An 18,232-nucleotide genomic window follows, 5' to 3' on the forward strand; every position below is an offset into this window, starting at 1 on the left:
TTGTATCGTTCTATTCTACAATGGAGCGAAGAATGGACCGGCTTGCAGGTATTCAGGAGTTTGTCACGGTGGTGGATGCCGGCGGCTTTTCCGCCGCCGCGCAAAAACTGCACCTGTCGCGCTCGGCCGTCGGCAAGGCGGTCGCCCGGCTGGAGGAGCGGCTTGGCGTGCGTCTCTGCCATCGCACCACGCGGGCGTTCACGCTGACGAGCGACGGCAACGCCTTCTACGCGCATTGCGTGCGCATCCTGGCCGAACTCGACATGGCGGAAGGTGCCCTGGCCTCCGACAGGGAACAACCGGCTGGCCGCCTGCGCATCAGCGTTCCCGTGATATTCGGCCGTTACTGCGTGGCGCCCGTCATCGCCGACCTCTCCCGCCAATACGCGGCGTTGCGCTTCGACGTGTCTTTCACCGACCGGCCGGTGGACCTGATCGAGGAAGGCTATGACCTCGTCGTCCGCAACGCGGTCCTGCCCGACAGCGCCGTCCTCACCGCCCGCCGCATCGCACGCCAGCGCATGACCATCTGTGCAGCGCCGTCCTATCTCGCCGCACGCGGAACCCCGCGCACCATCGGGGATATCGCCGAGCACGACTCCATCGTCTATGGCCGCGACGGCAACACCCGGCCCTGGCTTTTCCCTGACGGCAAGGGCGGTACCTATGCAGCCCCGGCCCGCACCCGGCTGATCCTCGATGATCTGGATACCGCCGCCGATATGGCGGTCGCGGGCATGGGGCTCGCCTGGCTGCCCTGCTGGCTCATTCGCGAACGGGTGCACAGCGGCAGCCTTGTCCGGGTTCTGCCCGACATCGAACCGCTGGTTTTCGACACCTATGCCGTCTGGCCGCGGGCGCCCTTCATGCCGGCGCGCATGCGCGTGCTCATCGATGCCCTGGCCTCCCGCCTGCCCGGCATGACCGGCACGGACGGCGAAATCAAATCAGCCGCCTGACGCCTCCGGCAACCAGGTGATCGGCACGTGGCCCTCGTCACCGGCAACCCGGCTCAGCCATTTCGCCACGGACGGATAGGCCGAGAGATCATAGCCGCCCTGGTTGGCCTCGTGGGTATAGGCATAGAGCGCGATGTCGGCGATGCTGATGGCGTCACCGGCGAAATAGGGCGTCTTCTGCAGCTGCTGTTCCATGACGAGCAGCGCCTTGTTGCCGCCTTCCAGCGTGGCCGCCAGCCGTTCCGGCGTCGCATCCTTCGCCCGTTCGGGATAGACAAGCAAGGCGCGGCGCACCGCGATATTGGGTTCGTGCGTATACTGCTCGAAGAACAGCCATTGATACATCAGGCCGCGCGCATAGGCGTCATCGGGGATGAACCGGGTTCCCTCGGCCAGATAGAGCAGGATGGCGTTGGACTCCGCCAGGAACCTGCCATCGTCAAGCTCCAGCAGCGGCACCTTGCCATTGGGGTTCTTGGCGGTGAATTCCGGTTTTCGCGTCGAACCGTCCGTCGATGAAATGGCCACATGTTCGAACGGCAGGCCGAGCTTCGCCATCAGCAGGCGCGGCTTGTAGCAATTTCCGGAGCTGAGCTGCGAGTAAAGTATCGGCATGGCTGGTCTCCTGTGGCGGGCGAATATCGCCGCTGGTGTCCGGTCTCATCGGTTTGCGTGAAACATCGCATGAACGGCGGTGATGCTTTGAATGTTTCATGTCACACCCTGCATAGAAACAGCGCGATGTGAAGCCTTTTGCGCACGCTTTTGCTTGCGATTCCGCGCCTGTTGCGACATAGCAGACCCGCACACCGGCTACCCCTTGTCAAACACCCGCTTCAGGAGAACGATACCATGGCATTCCTCGCCGACGCCCTTTCCCGCGTGAAGGTTTCCGCAACGATTGCGATCACCCAGAAAGCACGCGATCTGAAAGCCGAGGGCCGGGATGTGATCTCGCTCTCCGTTGGCGAACCGGATTTTGATACGCCCGACAACATCAAGGAAGCCGCCATTGCCGCCATCCGCCGCGGCGAAACCAAGTATACCCCGGTTTCCGGCATCGTGCCGTTGCGCGAGGCGATCACCCGCAAGTTCAAGCGCGAAAATGAACTCGAATACAAGCCGAGCCAGACCATCGTCTCCACCGGCGGCAAGCACGTCATCTACAACGCGCTGCTCGCCACGCTGAACCCCGGCGACGAAGTCATCTGCGTTGCACCGTACTGGGTGAGCTACCCGGAAATGGTGGCGCTGTGCGGCGGCACGCCGGTTATCGTCTCGGCCACGCAGCAGCATGAATTCAAGCTGCAGCCGGAAGATCTGGAACGCGCCATCACGCCGAAGACCAAGTGGGTCATTCTCAATTCGCCGTCCAATCCTTCGGGCGCCGCCTACAGCTGGGATGAGCTGAAGAAGATCACCGACGTTCTCGTCCGTCATCCGCATGTCTGGGTTCTCACCGACGACATGTACGAACACCTGACCTATGGCGACTTCAAGTTCGTCACCCCGGCACAAGTCGAGCCGAGCCTCTACGACCGCACGCTGACCATGAACGGCGTATCGAAAGCCTATGCCATGACCGGCTGGCGCATCGGCTACGCCGCCGGACCGCAGGCGCTGATCAACGCCATGGACATGGTGCAGGGCCAGCAGACATCCGGCACCAGCGCGATTTCGCAATGGGCCGCCGTCGAGGCACTGGACGGCACGCAGGAACACCTGCCGGTGTTCAAGAAGGCATTCGAAGGCCGCCGCGATCTCATCGTTTCCATGCTGAACCAGGCGCCGCTGCTGCAGTGCCCCAAGCCGGAAGGCGCCTTCTACGTCTACCCGTCCTGCGCAGCCGCCATCGGCAAGACAGCGCCGTCGGGCAAGGTGATCGAAACCGACGAGGATTTTGTCAGCGAACTGCTGTCGAGCGAAGCCGTTGCCGCCGTGCATGGCTCGGCCTTCGGCCTTGGACCGAACCTGCGCATTTCCTATGCGACGTCGGATGCCAAGCTTGAGGAAGCCGGCAAGCGCATCCAGCGCTTCTGCGCCAGCCTGCGCTGATCGCACAACCGGATTGAAGACAAAAAGGGGCCCATCGGCCCCTTTTTCTTTGCGGCAAGGGCTTCACGGCTTTGTGTTGATCGTTCTTGCACGGAAATGGCATATTTCCACCGCAACGCCGCAGAGATGAAAGAACAGTTATGGCCGCCATTCACCGCAAGCCCGCCTGGGCGATAGCCGAAGCCCTGGCAACCCCGGAGGCGGCATTCCTCAACCGGCGGTCGATCCTGCAGGCCTGGGGCCTTGGTGCGCTGGCAACCGCTGCGCTCACGGCACTGCCAAAGGCAGCGCGCGCCGCGGCGGAGCATAAACCCGCCGGCAACCCGGCTTTCTATCCGGCCAGACGCAATGACGCCTATACGCTCGACCGCAGCCTGACACCGGAAGAAATCAACGCGACATACAACAATTTCTACGAATTCGGATCGGACAAGGGGATTTATGCGGAAGCGCAGAGCCTCATCACCAACCCCTGGGCGATCGACATCGATGGCATGGTGGACAAACCTTTCACCATCGAATTTGCCGATCTTGAGGCAAAAATCCCGCTGGAAGAGCGCCTCTATCGCCATCGCTGTGTCGAGGCATGGTCGATGACCATTCCATGGACCGGCTTTTCGCTGGCCAGACTGGTTGAGATGGCAAAGCCGCTCGCCTCGGCCACATACATCCGCTTCGAGACGTTCAACGATCCGTCGATGGCCAGCGGCCAGAACGGCTTTCTCTATAGCTGGCCCTATGTGGAGGGCGTCACCATGGCGGAAGCGGCCAATGAGCTCGCCTTCCTGGTGACGGGCGCCTATGGCAAGCCTCTGCTCAACCAGTTCGGCGCGCCGATCCGCCTCGCTTTGCCGTGGAAATACGGGTTCAAGTCGATCAAGTCGATCCGCAGGATCACCTTCACCGACAAGCGGCCGGTAAGTTTCTGGGAGGAGCTGGCGTCGAACGAGTACGGTTTCTGGGCCAACGTCAATCCGGCGGTGGCGCACCCGCGCTGGAGCCAGGCGCAGGAGCGCGTGCTGCACACGGGTGAAACCGTGCCGACGCTGTTGTTCAATGGCTATGGCGATCAGGTCGCGTCCCTCTACACGGGGCTCGAAAACGAAACGCTCTATCGCTGATTTTTGGGAAACATACCCCAGAAAAGAAAAGAGGCCGGACAATTGCCCGGCCTTAAGTTTTGAAGGATGCCATTTCTGGCAAAACCTCCAGAGGGGAACACTAGCGGATGCGCAATGGGAGGAGGAGACGCATCGGCTAGTGATGTGGATATGGGCCCTTTAACCGTTTCTTGCAATCCCCCAATTGTGCAATGCACCCATGCACCAAATGCATACCGACAATTTATCGGCATTTTTGAAATGAGAGCGCGTGTTTGCGGTGCAATCCGGCAAGATCATGCTCCGAACCGGCCCGCTCGCGAAAGAAAATTTTTTCGAAAAAATGCGAAAACAACCGGTCAATAGGACCAGGTGCGCGCCTTCGAGAAAAGGAAATCCCGAAACACGTGCAATTTCGCTGCGTTCTTGATTCCCTCGGGATAGCAGAAGAACGTATCGAAGGATGGCAGCTCCATCTCCGGCAGCAGGCGCACGAGGGTCGAATCCTTCTCGACCATGTAATCGGGGAGCACGCCAAGGCCGACGCCCTTCTGGATGGCGCGCTTGATCGACAGGAGGTTGTTGATCTGCAGAACGGCAGGCCGCAGATTGCCGTCGGACCGGCCGATCCCTTCCAGCCAGTTGAGGTTGGTGAGGTACGACGGTGCCGGCTCGCCGAAGCTGACGATGCGATGGGAATCGATCTCATCGATGTTTTCGATCTTGCCGTATTTGGCGATGTAGCCCGGCGAGGCGTAGACGTGCATATGCACCGTGAACAGCCGCCGCTGGATCAGGTCAGGCTGCTGCGGCTGGCGCAGGCGGATCGCACAATCCGCATGGCGCATCGTCAGATCCAGCTCCTCGTTGTCGAGCAGCAGCTGCAGCTGCACTTCCGGATAGAGTTCGATGAATTCCTGCACGCGCTCGATCAGCCAGCCGGAACCGAGACCGACAGTGGTGGTGACGCGCAGCTTGCCCGACGGGCGATCCTTGCTTTCGGTGAGGCGCGAGCGGACGTTTTCCAGCTTCATCAGCACTTCATGCGCCGTGCGGTACAGCACCTCGCCCTGCTCGGTCAGGATCAGGCCGCGCGCATGCCGGTGAAACAGGGGAACGCCAACATCCTGCTCCAATGCGCTCACCTGGCGGGAGATGGCCGATTGCGACAGATGCAGCGTCTCGGCGGCATGGGTGAATGACCCAGCCTCCGCCGCAGCATGAAATATTCGCAATTTGTCCCAGTCAAGCGACATGGCGCAGTCTCTCCCCCATTCCGGTTCCGCATATCGCAACCGGCCTTATCTCAAACGCCCTTATTCGGCAGCCTGGCGCACCGGTTCCTGTGCCGCCAGCCAGCGTTCGGCCTCAAGGGCTGCCATGCAGCCCATTCCGGCCGCTGTCACGGCCTGACGATAGATATCGTCGGTGACATCGCCGGCGGCGAAAACACCGGGAACATCGGTCGCCGTCGAATCCGCAGCGGTCCACAGATAGCCATTCGGCTTGTGCTTGAGTTTCCCCTTGAACAGTTCAACTGCCGGCGCATGACCGATGGCGACAAAAACACCGTGCGTTGCAAGGTCCGTCGTCTCGCCTGTCTTGACATTCTTCAGGCGCACGCCGGAAACCGATGCTGCCATAGGCGGCTTTGCCTCCGTACCCGTGATTTCGTCGATGACGTTGTCCCAGACGACTTTGACATTTTCGCGGGCAAACAGGCGGTCCTGCAGAATTTTTTCCGCACGAAAATGATCGCGGCGATGCACGACCGTGACGGACTTTGCCAGATTGGCAAGATAGAGCGCTTCCTCGACGGCCGTATTGCCGCCGCCGACAACGACGACGTCCTTGTTGCGGTAGAAGAAACCGTCGCATGTGGCACAGGCGGAAACGCCGAAGCCCATGAAGGCCTGTTCGGTCGGGATTCCAAGCCATTTCGCCTGCGCACCCGTCGCAATGATCAGCGCATCGCAGGTGTACTGCGTGCCGCCATCGCCGACGAGGCGGAACGGCCGGACGGAAATGTCCACTTCAGTGATGATATCGTGAATGATCTCGGCGCCGACATGTTCGGCCTGAATGCGCATCTGGTCCATCATCCATGGCCCCTGCACCGGATCGGCATAGCCCGGATAGTTCTCGACATCCGTGGTGATCATCAGCTGGCCGCCCTGCTGCAGACCGGCAACGATCACAGGTTTCAGGTTGGCGCGGGCCGCATAGATGGCTGCGGTATAGCCGGCAGGACCGGAACCGATAATGAGGACGGGCACGTGGCGCTGTGACATATCAAGACCTATAAACAGATGTTCAGCCAGAACGGGTTGGGAGCAGACTTATGATCATTTCCAATGCCATAAGGTAGTGGGTCAGCCCCCTCCGTTGCAAGGTCTGCGCGTGATATAGGCCGGTTAGCCACAGCTTGTACGCGGTGTTTTGCCGTTTGGCGCGCATTGTGGCGCCTGACGGAACCGGTTATGAAACATTCCCATGTCTCTCTTCCCGTTCTGAGGTCCGCTCATTTTTCGCACCATCATCAATATTTGCGCGCGATTTGGTCTGGTCATGGCGGCAGCCATGCTGATTCCCGCCGCTGTTGATCTGCATATCGGCAACCGGGACTGGATCACCTTCGTGGAATCGGCGATTTTCACCGGTGTGCTCTGCGGGCTTGTCGCCCTCGCCACCCACAATCCCGATATCCGGTTTACCCCGCGCCTCGGCTTTCTCCTGATCGTTTCCGTCTGGCTCACGGCGGCGCTGCTCGGGTCCCTGCCCCTCTATTTCTCGACGCTGCCGATCAGTTTCGCCAAGGCGCTGTTCGAATCCATGTCCGGCATCACCTCGACGGGCGCCACCGTGCTGACAGGGCTCGATGCCATGCCGCGCGGCATCCTGCTCTGGCGCTCGCTTCTGTGCTGGTTCGGCGGTTTCGGTTTCGTCGGCCTCGGCCTGTTGCTGCTGCCGTCGCTGCGCGTGGGTGGCATCCAGCTCCTGCACATGGAATCCTCCGACAAGTCGGAGAAAATCCTGCCGCGCATCCACCAGATCGCCACAGGCATCATCATCGCCTATGTCAGCCTGACGGTGCTGTGCACCCTGTCTTACTTCGCCGCCGGCATGGGCATGTTCGATGCGGTCAATCACGGCATGACGACCGTCGCCACCGCCGGCTTTTCCACGCATGATTCATCCCTGGGCTTCTATGCCCACAACCGGGCCATTCTCGTCATCGCCACCATCTTCATGGTGCTCGGCGCCCTGCCCTTCGTGCTCTACATCAAGGCCGTCATGCCGCAGCGCCTGACCTCGCTCGCCGACCCGCAGGTGACCCTGTTCTTCATCATCATCATCGGCCTCAGCTTTTTTCTGGCGGTGGGGCTTACGCTGGAAACCGGCATCGGGTTTGGCGATGCCCTGATTGCCGCAGCGTTCAACCTCGTATCGATTATCTCAACCACAGGTTTTGCAACCGAAGACTATACGCGCTGGGGCCCGGAAGCCCTCGGCATTTTCTTCATCGTGACATTCATCGGCGGCTGTGCCGGGTCGACGTCGGGCGGCATCAAGCTCAATCGCCTGATCATCCTCTGGCAGCTGGCATCCGCCAGCCTGACACGGCTGATCATGCCGAATGCCGTCATCAAAATGCGCTATGGCCGCGCGGAAATCAGCCCGCAGGTCGCGCAATCCGCGCTGCTTTTCATCTTCCTCTACATGTCATCCCTGATCGTTGGAGCCACGGCGCTGACGATCCTCGGCAACGATCTCGGCACGTCGATCACCGGGGCGCTGACGGCGCTTTCCAATGTCGGGCCGGGTTTCGGTGATACGATCGGGCCGGTCGGCAACTTTTCGACGCTCAGCGACCCCTCGCTTCTGCTCCTGAGCTATCTCATGCTGGCGGGCCGGCTGGAAATCATCACGGTCGTCATTCTGTTTACGCGCAGCTTCTGGAGCCGGTAGAGGCTTTCCTGCTATGAACCTGTTTGTAACCGGATGCGAATGCATTACACAGCGGCAGGAATCGCCTATGGTGCTCGCTGTAAGCGCCTTTTTGACAGGGATATAATCAGACCATGCCTTTGAAGGCGGACTTGGACGAGATCGACTGGAAAATCCTGAAACAGCTTCAGGACAATGGCCGCATCACCAATGTGGAGCTTGCCGAACGTGTCGGCATATCGGCACCGCCCTGCCTGCGCCGGGTGCGCAAGCTCGAGGAAGGCGGCATCATCCAGGGCTACAGGGCCATCCTGAACGGTTCGATCCTCGGCCAGGATATCGTCGCCTTCTGCATGATCAGGCTGCACCGGCAATCGGACGCCGACCTGAAGAGCTTTGCCGAAAAGACCAACAGCTGGACCATCGTGCGCCGCGCATGGATGGTCTCGGGCGAATCCGACTTCCTCCTGCATTGCGTGGCGAGCGACATCAGCATTTTCCAGAATTTCGTCATCGAAGACCTGACATCGACGCCGAATGTCGATTCCGTCCGCACGTCGCTGACCATCCGTGCGGTCAAGAACGAACCGCTGATGGTGCTCTAACCGCGAATTTTCGAATAGAAGAACAGCAAGACACGGTAGTACGGCCGGAGCACCTCGCGCTTCAGCTTGTCCGAAAGAGTCTTTTTGCCCTGGACGACCGTGCCGCCGAGATTGAAATCGATCTCGCGAATGGTGATGGGCCGGGCGGACAGCATGCGCACCGGGTGCAGCCAGCGCATCTGCAGCGTTGTGTCCACCGGCCGGTCGAACCGCTTCGTCGCTGCAAGCAGCGCAATCGCGGCATCGCGGCCGATCAGCTGCATCTGCATGCCGAGGCCGGGCAATGCGGGCTGCATGACGGCGTTACCACCCTGGCGGGCAATATCGCCGCCCTTTTCGCCGCGCGTCCAGCGCGGAAAGCGGATGTAATCGCCGGGCCGCACAGTCTCCATCGCCAGTTTCAGCTGATCGGCAAAGCCCGGATCGATATCGACATCGTCCTCGATGACCAGGCCCGCATCGAGATTGCCGTCGACAATCGCCTGCCACGCCTTGCGATGCGAGAGAAAGCAGGCGATCTCGGTGGTGCGCAACTGGAAGGGATAAGGCGGGAAATGCCGGGATGTCCGGCTGTAGACCGCCGTGATTTCACCCTCGCTGAGCTGCTGCGCGTCGACGGCATCGATAATCTCCGCTGCGACCGGCAGCCGTTGCATCAATTCCCTGACATGCGCGCCGCGTTTTTCAGCACGCTTGAGGTGAATGATGAATGCGGCAACCTTCATGATCCGGCCCGGATGCTGCCCGCGAACAGGCGCTCGTAGACGGTGAGGATTTTCGCCGCTTCGTTCTGCAGCGGGAAATTTTCCCGCACATGTTCGAGCCCGGCCTTTCCGGCTTCCTCGCATTTTGCCGGATCGGCGAGATAGCGTTCGATGGCCTCTTCCAGTGCCGGCCGGTCACCCGCCGGAACAACGGTGCCCGTGGCGCGCTCGACCATCTCCGCATAGGCACCGGCATCGCTGGTCACAACGGCGGTTTGCGAGGCCATGGCTTCCAGCGGCGTCAGGCCGAAACCCTCATTGCGCGACGGCGCGACATAAAGGGTCATGCGGCGGTACCAGAGTTTCACGTCAGGCACTTCGCCCAGAAAGAGCAGGCGATCCTGCAATCCCGCCGTGGCAATCTTCTCGCGCAGCGCCTGCTCGAACCCCTTGTGTTCGGCGGTTGTCCGGCCCGTCATGACGGCCGTCCATTCGGGATAGCGCGGCAGGAGATTGATCATGGCATCGACAAAAAGATCCGTGCCCTTTGAATGGCGGATACGCCCGGAACAGCCGACAAGATATGTGCCCGGCAGTCCGGAGGCAGCAAAGGCATCCTCGGGCGTTGCCGGCGGATGGAACGTGTCCGTATCCACCCCGTGCATGATCACGGTGTGCGGCACCTGCAGATAGCTGCCGGATTTGGCGCTGGTGGCAATCACGGCGTTCATCCGCCGGATCAGCCATTTGGTGAAGGGCTTGTGGTCACGCTGCGCTGCCGAGGTAAAGAGCAGCGACAGCTTCATGCGCAGGACATGGCGCATCAGAATGCCCGCGAGCATCTCGTTGTTGCGGCGGGCATGCCAGATTCGGAAGGGTCTGGTCTTTGGCCTGAACCAGAAACCGGGCAGCGAACGCCACCCGATTTTCGGCAGGTTGTCGGGAAGACCCGGTCCCATGGCCACGATTTTGAGGCCGTTGGCCCGCTGCAGCGGAATGAGCTGCACGATAGTCGAGGTGACCCCGGAAAGCTTGCGCTTGAAATTCGGAGCGATCACCTCGACGTTGCTTACCGGTTCCGGCACGATATCAGGCGAACTTGAACCCGACGATTTCATACGAACGGGCGCCGCCCGGTGCATTGACTTCGATCGTGTCGCCTTCGCTCTTGCCGATCAGGGCACGGGCGATGGGTGAGGAAATGGAAATGCGGCCGGCTTTCGGATCAGCTTCCTGATCGCCGACGATCTGGTAGATCTTCTTGTCTTCCGTATCTTCGTCGATCAGCTGGACGGTGGCGCCAAACTTGATCTTGTCGCCGGACAATTTCGAGATATCGATGATTTCGGCATGCCCGATATAGCCTTCAAGCTCGCTGACGCGGCCTTCATTGTGGCTCTGGGCTTCCTTGGCGGCATGATACTCGGCATTTTCCGAGAGGTCGCCATGGGCGCGCGCTTCCGAAATTGCCAGGATGATGCGGGGCCGCTCTTCCTGCTGGCGCCAGCGCAATTCTTCCTTGAGCTTGTCAAATCCGCCTTGAGTCATCGGGACCTTTTCCATGCCCTCTCCTTTCGCAGTCAAGTGTCAAATGCGCCCCGCCAGGGCCGCGCGACACAAAAAGAAAACGGTCACCGAAGCTCAAGACTTCGGAACCGTTCAGTCATTCGTCGTTTAATATAGCACTCTTTCCGGCGATTTCACGAAGAAAGTAGAAAATGTCGCGGATCGGCCGGTTTTCCCTGTGCCGCCGGGGAGCAATGCTCCCTTCGGGGCTCTTGCAGTCCATCACGGCAATCGATAGAGCAGGTTGCGGGCAAGGGATGACCGCGGATATTCTGTGGATTCATCATGACGCAAGGCCGTGCCAATCTGTTGCTGCTTGTCGCAGGCGCCATCTGGGGCCTCGGTTTTGTCGCGCAGGCGAGTGCCGTCGGCAATGTCGGCGCCTTTCTGTTCATCGGACTGCGCTTTGCCCTGGCAAGCCTGACCGTTGCGCCGCTGGCATGGCGCGAAGCACGGCTGGCGAAACACCGCCTCACCCGCCGGGATTACGGCAGCTTCATCTTCATCGGCCTGTTCCTGTCCGTCGGCTCGGTTCTGCAGCAGATGGGCCTTGCCACGACAACGGTCACCAATTCCGGCTTTCTCACCGGCCTCTATGTGGTGATGGTGCCGATCCTCGGCGTCATGCTGTTCTGGAGCTGGCCGAGCCCGATCGTCTGGCCCTGTGCGCTGACGGCGCTGGGCGGCATCTATCTCCTGTCGGGCGGGCAGCTCAACAACCTGACGACCGGCGACTGGCTGACCATTCTGTGCGCCGTCTTCTGGGCGCTGCAGATCATCTTCATCAACCGTCTCGCGCATGAAAACGGCCGGCCCTTCATGCTTTCCTTCGTGCAGTTCCTGACCTGCGCCGTGTTCGGCTTTACCCTCGCCGCATTCATGGAACCGTTCAACTGGCCATCGGTCATGCTGTCCTGGCCGGCCATCCTCTTTGGCGGCGTGTTCTCCTGCGGCATTGCCTTCACCCTGCAGGCGGTCGGCCAGCGCTATACCAGCGCGCCGCAGGCGGCCATCATGCTTTCCTCCGAAGCCCTGTTCGCGGCACTCTTCGGCGCCATCCTCCTCGGCGAGCGCATGACGGTCCACGGCATGATCGGCTGTGCGCTGATCTTCATCGCCATGATCACGGTTGAAATCGTCCCGGCCCTGCGCAACCGGACGGATGCCGCCTAGGGTGCAATTCCTGCCTTGTTGCCGTCACAGGCATTACCGCCGCCGCTGACCTTTCCTTTACACTTTGGTCTTATTTTATCCATGTCTGCGCTTGGTTTCAGGCGAAAAGGATGTGGTGACATGAGTTTTGCGTTGTCGTCCGCCGTGCCCTTGCGGCGCCTTGCGACCATCTTTGTCCTGTGCACGGCAACCGCGCTCAGCGCCTGCGGCATGGGCGATGTGCGCCGCCCGCAGGCCAATGTCGGCCATGGCGCGAGCCCTGCGGAGTCCGGCGACTATATAGCGGTGGCGCCCGCCGCGGACATGACACCCGATACAGCTGCCCCCGACAATTCAATGGCTGACAATTCCCTGGCCGGTGAAGAAAACCGCATTGCCAACAATGAAGCCGACCAGCCGGTGGCGCAGGAACAGAACCTGGCGGCGGCAGAGCCCGTGATGACGGAAGAAAACCACGCGCTGACCAGCCGCGAACAGAATTACGGCTATGCCGGCGGCGGTCTGCGCGACCCCATGGCGCGCAGCGAAAGCCGCTACGCCATACCCGCCGGTGAGATCGCCTGCCGGACCCAGCTCAAGCAGCTTGGCGTCGTCTTTCAGGAGCACGCGCCGATCAATGATGGCGGCGTGTGCCGTATCGACAACCCGCTGACGGTCAGCGGCTTCGCCAGCGGCCAGATCCGGCTGAAACCAAGTGCGACGCTGAACTGCCAGATGACCCTGGCCTTTGCCCGCTGGGTCAAGGGCGACCTGCAGCCGTCGACGCGGCTGCGCTATCTCTCCGGCGTCAACACCATTCATCAGGCCTCGAGCTATTCCTGCCGCACCATGAGCAACCGGCCGGGCGCCAACATGTCCGAACATTCCAAGGGCAATGCGCTGGACATCGCCAAGATCACCCTGAACAACGGCACCGACATCAAGGTGCAGAAGCCGGGGTTCTTCGCCTTCCGGCAGCGCGGCCTGCTCAACAATGTCCGCTCCGATGCCTGCGACTACTTCACCACGGTGCTCGGCCCCGGCTACGATATTTTCCACCGCGACCATTTCCACTTCGATCTGATGCAGCGGCGCAACGGCCATCGCGCCTGCCGCTAGCGCGTCCTAATGGTGGCCGGGTTCCCTGATCCGGCCGACATATTCCCAGATCGTCACCACGATCAGGATCAGGCTGGTTGCAGCACCGAGCACGAGCGGCGAGAGCGCACCGCCCGCAAAGGCCAGAACGGCGCACAGGACCAGTCCCGCCATATGCGACAGCGGCGGCCTGCCCTCCACATAGCCCTTGAACAGCAGGTTGCCGATGAGATAGAGCGCCGTTCCGCCGATGGATGTCCAGAGAACCGAGGGCGCTGAATGACCGAGCGGATGCGCCAGCACCAGTTCATCGGAAACGGCCACCACGATGATGCCGGCCACCAGCAGCACATGGATATAGGTATAGGCGACGCGGGCGATGCGGCCGGGATCATCGGTCGAGGCGATCTTGTGGTGCGCGCGCAGCTGCCCGACATTGAAATAGATCAGCCACATGGCCACCGAAGCCACGAAGGTGGTCAGAAACGCCGAGAATGAAATGAAGGTCCATTCCTGCTCGGCGAATGTCGCGCCGGATACAAGGATGGATTCGCCGAGCGCAATGATGATGAACAATGCGGCGCGCTCGGCCATATGGTCGCCGTCCACGTCCCAGTCCGCCGTCGTCGAGGCGCCAAGGCCGGGGGTGCGGAAGCCCAACGCCGGACCCGCCAGCTCGATCAGCAGCGCAACCAGCCAGAAAAACACCCGGTTTTCCGGATCGGCCAGCCCGCCGCTGATCCAGAACACGGCGGAGACGCCAAGCCAGATCGAGATGCGCACGAAGTTCAGGTAGTTGGAGCGGTTGTGGTGGCGCATCGCCCACATGACGAAGAGCGAGCGGCCCAGCTGCATGGTGACGAAAGCCAGGGCAAAAACCAGCCCGCGGCCGGCAAAGGCCGTGGGTATGGACGTTGACAGCACCAGCCCCGCCAGCATCAGCACGAACAGCATCACCCGGACCGGCGGCGTCGTCGGATCGAGCCAGTTGGTCACCCACGCCGTGTAGACCCACACCCACCAGACCGCCGCGAGCAGCAGCGCGCTTTCGCCAAGCCCCTTGAGGCTGAGGTCGTGCAGCAGGAAGTGCGAAATCTGGGTGACGGCAAAGACGAAGACGAGATCGAAGAACAATTCGACGAAATCGACTTTCGCGCTGTCGCTCCCGCCCCGTATACGCGCGTAATTCCGGATTGCCCCAGACAGTGCCATGCATCGCCCTCCAACATCAGACCCTGAAAAAACGCTGCCTGATTAATGCCGCCAATCCAAGCCTTTTGCGATCTTAACCACAGGATGGTGCACGTATCCGGCAAGCGGGCGTGTGAAGACTACTGACAAAACACCCTTGTCATCGCCATGCCGACTGCCTCTAATGCCGCAAATCACCACCCCTGGGAAAGGCCTACCATGCGCTTCACGGACCGCTATCCGATCATCGTCACCGAGAAAAAAGAGGCTTGCCGCGATTTCTGGATACGGCATCTCGGCTTCACCAGCGGTTTTGACAGCACATGGTTTTGCTGGCTCGCGGGCGAGGACCATACGGCCTCCATCGCCTTCATGACGCCGGACCACCCGTCGGCGCCGCCCGGCCCGGAAAGCTTTGGCGGCAAGGGCATGTGCTTTGAGCTGCAGGTGGATGACGCCGCGGCAGCTTTCGAAAAGGTCACCGCGAGCGGATTGCAGGTGGAATATCCACTGACCGACGAGCCTTTCGGCCAGCGCCGTTTCGGTTTTCACGATCCGTCGGGCCTGTGGATCGACATTGTCGAGCAGATCGAACCGCAGGCCGGTTTCTGGGACAAGTATATGATCGGAGGCTAGGGTCTGGACCTCAGGCCTTGGTTTCCGGCGGCACCGGCGTCGGCTTGCCCGATGTATCAAGCGCCACCATGACGAAATCCGCATGGGTGACCCGCTCCATCAGGTCGGAGAGATAGCGTTGCGCCCATGCTTCCACCTTCAGCGTGATGGAGGTGCGCCCGACATGTTCGATATGCGTGTAGACGCACAGCGTATCGCCGATCTTGACCGGCTTGGCGAAGGCCATTTCCTTCACCGCCGCCGTCACCACCCGGCCGCGTGCCCGTTCCGCCGCGCGGATACCGCAGGACAAGTCCATCTGTGCCATGACCCAGCCGCCGAAAATATCGCCGGCCGCGTTGGCATCCGCAGGCATGGCAAGCGTGCGCAGGGTCAGTTCGCCGATCGGCTTGGTTTCTTCACTCACGTCCGGTCTCCATAGGCATGTGCATATGGGCTTATGATGCAGTGCAATAGAGGCAATGGAAAGACCTTCTGTGCAAGAACTGTCAGAAAGCCGACATGCGGGGTCGTTGCACGGTTTTTGACATGCGCGCCCTCTCCCTTAGGGTCGGGCGGACAGTGAACCACCGGAGCAGGCCATGAAAATCACCGATGTAAAAACCTTCGTCGTCGGCAACCCGCCGCCATCGTTTGGAGGCACGTGGTTCATCTTCGTCAAGCTCACCACCGATTCCGGTGTCGTCGGCTATGGCGAGGCCTACAATTCGACGGTCAGCCCGCAGGTCATGCGCACCGTGATCGAGGATGTCGCCGAGCGCTGGCTGATCGGCCAGGACCCGCACCACATCGAGCGGTTTTTCCGCCGCGCCTATTCCGGCGGCTTCACCCAGCGTCCTGACGTGACCATCATGGGCGCCGTATCAGCGCTGGAAATGGCCTGCTGGGATATCATCGGCAAGGAAGCCGACAAGCCCGTCTACGAATTGCTGGGCGGGCGGGTGCACGAGCGGCTGCGCAGCTACACCTATCTCTATCCCAAACCCGAACTGGGCGAGACCTCGGCGATCTACTGGAATGCCGAAGCCTCGGCGGAGCGCGCCGCGGAGTATGTGGCGCAGGGCTACACCGCCGTGAAATTCGATCCCGTTGCGCCCTACACCTCCTTCGACCCGCGCCAGCTCTCGCTCGAAGAACTCGATCTCGGCGAAAAATTTGTGCGTCTGGTGCGCGAGGCTGTCGGCTCCAAGGCGGATATCCTGTTCGGCACCCATGGCCAGATGACACCGACCAGCGCCGTGCGGCTGGCCAGACGGCTCGAGCCCTACGATCCCTTGTGGTTCGAAGAACCGGTCCCGCCAGATATGCCGGAGAATATGGCCTATGTGCAGCAGCACACCACGATCCCCGTGGCGACGGGTGAACGTCTCACCACGAAATATGAGTTTCAGCGGGTGCTGGTGAACCGCGCCGCCAATATCCTGCAGATGGATCTGGGGCGTGTCGGCGGCATTCTGGAGGCCAAGAAGATCGCCGGCATGGCTGAAACGTTTCATGCGCAGATCGCCCCGCATCTCTATTGCGGACCGATCGTCGGCGCGGCCAATATCCAGCTTTCCACCTGCAGCCCGAATTTCCTCATTCTCGAATGCATCCAGGCCTTTGGCGGGTTCCATGCCGAGCTGCTCAAGACGCCGCTTCAATGGGAAAACGGCTATGTCATCCCGCCGACGGCGCCGGGCCTCGGCGTCGAACTCGACGAAGCGGTGGCCGAAGCTCATGCCTATGATGGCCACGAGCTGCATCTGAACATGGGCCGCGACCCGCTGATCGTCTGATCGGCCGCAGTACCCGGTTGTTGAAAAATTGTCACGCCGGCGGCAGTTCGGCGTGCCTGCCGCCCGCCGGGCAGTGCTTTTAAGTTGCAGTGCGGCCGAAATACTGGTTCTAACTTCCGGAGTGCTGTCCGGAGTGTGTTCATGACCGTATCCCGCTTGTCGGCCTTTCTGCTCGTCATGCTTGTGCTGACAGGGTGCGGTGGCCGTGCTGTGCTGGGTCTCACGTCCCAACACGTCGTCAAGGCCAATGCGGCGGTGCCCGCGCCGGTGCTGAACGACAAGACCGGACCCAAGGCCGTCATTCCGATCTTCGTCGCGACCAGCCGCGAGCGGTCGGACAATCTCTCCCTGCCCTATTCGGCCAAGCGCTCCCCAACCCTCAATTTTGCCCGCGTCGACGTAGGTATCCCGCCGAACCACAAGCGCGGCGAAGTGGAGAAGAGCAGCACCAAACCCAACCCGGCCCGGGATTTTGCCGCAACGGCGTTCCAGCCCTATGGCAGCAAGCAGGTCTTCGTCGAGAAGATCAACGCGGAACTGGCCAAACGTCCCGCCAACCAGCGCGAGCTGTTTGTTTTCGTCCATGGCTACAACAACAATTTTGCCGACAGCGTCTTCCGGCAGGCGCAGTTCGCCTATGATTACGGCCTTCCCGCCGTTTCCGTCCACTATTCCTGGCCGTCGGCGGGTTCGCTCGGCCTTTACGTCTATGACCGCGACAGCGCCACCTATGGCCGCGACGGTCTTGCCGAACTTCTGCAACTGGCCGCGGCGACCAAGGCGACGAAAATCCTGCTGGTCGGCCATTCCATGGGCTCGTTCGTGGTCATGGAAGCCCTGAGCCAACTGGCGCAGACCGGCCATCGCGACGTGTTCCGCCGCCTGTCGGGCGTCATGCTGGCGGCGCCGGACATCGATATCGACGTGTTCCAGGGACAGGTCCGGGATATCGGCGAACTGCCAAAACCCTTTACGGTGCTGGTTTCCCGCGCCGACAGTGCCCTGAGCGTGTCAGGACGGATTACCGGCGGCCACCCGCGCGTCGGCGACGGCTCCAGCATCGCCGTGCTGCAGAAACTCGGCATCGTCGTCCTCGATGCGTCCGACCTCGACGGCGGGTCGCATGGGGTATTTGCAAGCTCGCCGACGCTGATGAACATGGTGCGCAGCGGGCAATTGTCGCAGAAAGTGCTGTCCGGTGATGAGACACCCGCCGGGCAGTCCGTTCTCGCCGATGGCACCTCCGTCATAACAGGCGCAGCGTCGCTTGTGATCTATCTTCCGGCCCGGCTTCTCGGCGCCGTTCAATAGACCGGCGGCAGGAGACACGAGACCAACAATCCGCGACATAAATTTTTATCGCGGATTGTTGGTTAAGTCATGATTCCGCTGTATTTTTTTGAAGAATTCGCTCATATATCAATTCTCTCTTTTTCTGAA

Annotated in this window: 18 protein-coding genes; 10 read left to right on the forward strand and 8 right to left on the reverse strand. The window is 61.0% G+C overall.

What is annotated here, in order from left to right:
• Nucleotides 1-32 precede the first annotated feature (32 nt).
• Complete coding sequence (locus tag ACZ5FP_RS16550) at nucleotides 33-959, forward strand: LysR family transcriptional regulator (protein WP_464661312.1); 927 nt, start codon at nucleotides 33-35, stop codon at nucleotides 957-959.
• On the opposite strand, the gene ACZ5FP_RS16555 is transcribed toward ACZ5FP_RS16550, so the two are convergent.
• Nucleotides 948-1,574 (reverse strand): glutathione S-transferase family protein, encoded by a 627-nt coding sequence (locus ACZ5FP_RS16555; protein ID WP_288193565.1) that lies wholly within the window; start codon nucleotides 1,572-1,574, stop codon nucleotides 948-950. The two genes, ACZ5FP_RS16550 and ACZ5FP_RS16555, sit on opposite strands and share 12 nt — an antisense overlap.
• A gap of 237 nt (nucleotides 1,575-1,811) precedes the next feature.
• On the opposite strand from ACZ5FP_RS16555, the gene ACZ5FP_RS16560 reads away from it, so the two are divergent.
• The gene (locus ACZ5FP_RS16560; protein WP_288193566.1) at nucleotides 1,812-3,014 is read left to right on the forward strand and encodes a pyridoxal phosphate-dependent aminotransferase; all 1,203 of its coding nucleotides are present in this window, start codon (nucleotides 1,812-1,814) and stop codon (nucleotides 3,012-3,014) included.
• A 140-nt stretch (nucleotides 3,015-3,154) separates the two neighbouring features.
• Nucleotides 3,155-4,135 (forward strand): protein-methionine-sulfoxide reductase catalytic subunit MsrP, encoded by a 981-nt coding sequence (gene msrP, locus ACZ5FP_RS16565; protein ID WP_464661313.1) that lies wholly within the window; start codon nucleotides 3,155-3,157, stop codon nucleotides 4,133-4,135.
• Nucleotides 4,136-4,473: 338 nt separating this feature from the next.
• Here msrP and ACZ5FP_RS16570 read toward each other — a convergent pair whose 3' ends face one another.
• Both ACZ5FP_RS16570 and trxB read right to left on the reverse strand, forming a co-directional pair.
• The gene (locus tag ACZ5FP_RS16570; protein WP_105732078.1) at nucleotides 4,474-5,370 is read right to left on the reverse strand and encodes a LysR family transcriptional regulator; all 897 of its coding nucleotides are present in this window, start codon (nucleotides 5,368-5,370) and stop codon (nucleotides 4,474-4,476) included.
• A gap of 60 nt (nucleotides 5,371-5,430) precedes the next feature.
• Nucleotides 5,431-6,405, reverse strand: a complete 975-nt coding sequence (gene trxB / locus ACZ5FP_RS16575) for a thioredoxin-disulfide reductase (RefSeq protein ID WP_464661314.1) — start codon at nucleotides 6,403-6,405, stop codon at nucleotides 5,431-5,433.
• Nucleotides 6,406-6,682: 277 nt separating this feature from the next.
• Between trxB and ACZ5FP_RS16580 the strand changes: the two genes are divergently transcribed.
• Together ACZ5FP_RS16580 and ACZ5FP_RS16585 are read left to right on the forward strand one after the other, a co-directional pair.
• On the forward strand, nucleotides 6,683-8,083 hold the full coding sequence (locus ACZ5FP_RS16580) for a TrkH family potassium uptake protein (protein WP_464661315.1): 1,401 nt from the start codon (nucleotides 6,683-6,685) through the stop codon (nucleotides 8,081-8,083).
• A gap of 113 nt (nucleotides 8,084-8,196) precedes the next feature.
• Complete coding sequence (locus ACZ5FP_RS16585; protein WP_223612615.1) at nucleotides 8,197-8,667, forward strand: Lrp/AsnC family transcriptional regulator; 471 nt, start codon at nucleotides 8,197-8,199, stop codon at nucleotides 8,665-8,667.
• On the opposite strand, the gene ACZ5FP_RS16590 is transcribed toward ACZ5FP_RS16585, so the two are convergent.
• From ACZ5FP_RS16590 to greA, 3 genes are read right to left on the reverse strand one after another with little or no spacing between them, the layout of a single operon-like run.
• The gene (locus ACZ5FP_RS16590) at nucleotides 8,664-9,392 is read right to left on the reverse strand and encodes a glycosyltransferase family 25 protein (RefSeq protein WP_464661316.1); all 729 of its coding nucleotides are present in this window, start codon (nucleotides 9,390-9,392) and stop codon (nucleotides 8,664-8,666) included. The two genes, ACZ5FP_RS16585 and ACZ5FP_RS16590, sit on opposite strands and share 4 nt — an antisense overlap.
• Complete coding sequence (locus ACZ5FP_RS16595; protein WP_464661317.1) at nucleotides 9,389-10,489, reverse strand: glycosyltransferase family 4 protein; 1,101 nt, start codon at nucleotides 10,487-10,489, stop codon at nucleotides 9,389-9,391. Before ACZ5FP_RS16595 ends, ACZ5FP_RS16590 begins: the two co-directional genes overlap by 4 nt.
• Nucleotides 10,461-10,934: a transcription elongation factor GreA gene (gene greA, locus ACZ5FP_RS16600; protein ID WP_112526015.1), complete on the reverse strand. Its 474-nt coding sequence runs from the start codon at nucleotides 10,932-10,934 to the stop codon at nucleotides 10,461-10,463. Before greA ends, ACZ5FP_RS16595 begins: the two co-directional genes overlap by 29 nt.
• 288 nt (nucleotides 10,935-11,222) lie before the next feature.
• Here greA and ACZ5FP_RS16605 point away from each other — a divergent pair, with 288 nt between their 5' ends.
• Nucleotides 11,223-12,110 (forward strand): DMT family transporter, encoded by an 888-nt coding sequence (locus ACZ5FP_RS16605; protein ID WP_464661318.1) that lies wholly within the window; start codon nucleotides 11,223-11,225, stop codon nucleotides 12,108-12,110.
• A gap of 120 nt (nucleotides 12,111-12,230) precedes the next feature.
• Nucleotides 12,231-13,208 carry an extensin-like domain-containing protein gene (locus ACZ5FP_RS16610; RefSeq protein ID WP_464661319.1) on the forward strand — a complete coding sequence of 326 codons (978 nt, stop codon included), beginning with the start codon at nucleotides 12,231-12,233 and terminating at the stop codon, nucleotides 13,206-13,208.
• A 6-nt stretch (nucleotides 13,209-13,214) separates the two neighbouring features.
• On the opposite strand, the gene ACZ5FP_RS16615 is transcribed toward ACZ5FP_RS16610, so the two are convergent.
• A complete protein-coding gene (locus ACZ5FP_RS16615; RefSeq protein ID WP_464661320.1) occupies nucleotides 13,215-14,399 on the reverse strand; it encodes a low temperature requirement protein A in 1,185 nt (394 codons plus the stop codon).
• Nucleotides 14,400-14,597: 198 nt separating this feature from the next.
• Here ACZ5FP_RS16615 and ACZ5FP_RS16620 point away from each other — a divergent pair, with 198 nt between their 5' ends.
• Nucleotides 14,598-15,014 carry a VOC family protein gene (locus ACZ5FP_RS16620; RefSeq protein WP_464661321.1) on the forward strand — a complete coding sequence of 139 codons (417 nt, stop codon included), beginning with the start codon at nucleotides 14,598-14,600 and terminating at the stop codon, nucleotides 15,012-15,014.
• 10 nt (nucleotides 15,015-15,024) lie between these two features.
• Here ACZ5FP_RS16620 and ACZ5FP_RS16625 read toward each other — a convergent pair whose 3' ends face one another.
• On the reverse strand, nucleotides 15,025-15,369 hold the full coding sequence (locus ACZ5FP_RS16625) for an acyl-CoA thioesterase (protein WP_105733051.1): 345 nt from the start codon (nucleotides 15,367-15,369) through the stop codon (nucleotides 15,025-15,027).
• Between the two features lie 226 nt (nucleotides 15,370-15,595).
• Here ACZ5FP_RS16625 and ACZ5FP_RS16630 point away from each other — a divergent pair, with 226 nt between their 5' ends.
• Nucleotides 15,596-16,792 (forward strand): mandelate racemase/muconate lactonizing enzyme family protein, encoded by a 1,197-nt coding sequence (locus ACZ5FP_RS16630; protein WP_464661322.1) that lies wholly within the window; start codon nucleotides 15,596-15,598, stop codon nucleotides 16,790-16,792.
• A 141-nt stretch (nucleotides 16,793-16,933) separates the two neighbouring features.
• Nucleotides 16,934-18,103 (forward strand): alpha/beta hydrolase, encoded by a 1,170-nt coding sequence (locus tag ACZ5FP_RS16635; protein WP_464661323.1) that lies wholly within the window; start codon nucleotides 16,934-16,936, stop codon nucleotides 18,101-18,103.
• Nucleotides 18,104-18,232: the final 129 nt, after the last annotated feature.

The sequence above is a fragment of the Phyllobacterium sp. T2-21 genome, assembly GCF_055378485.1.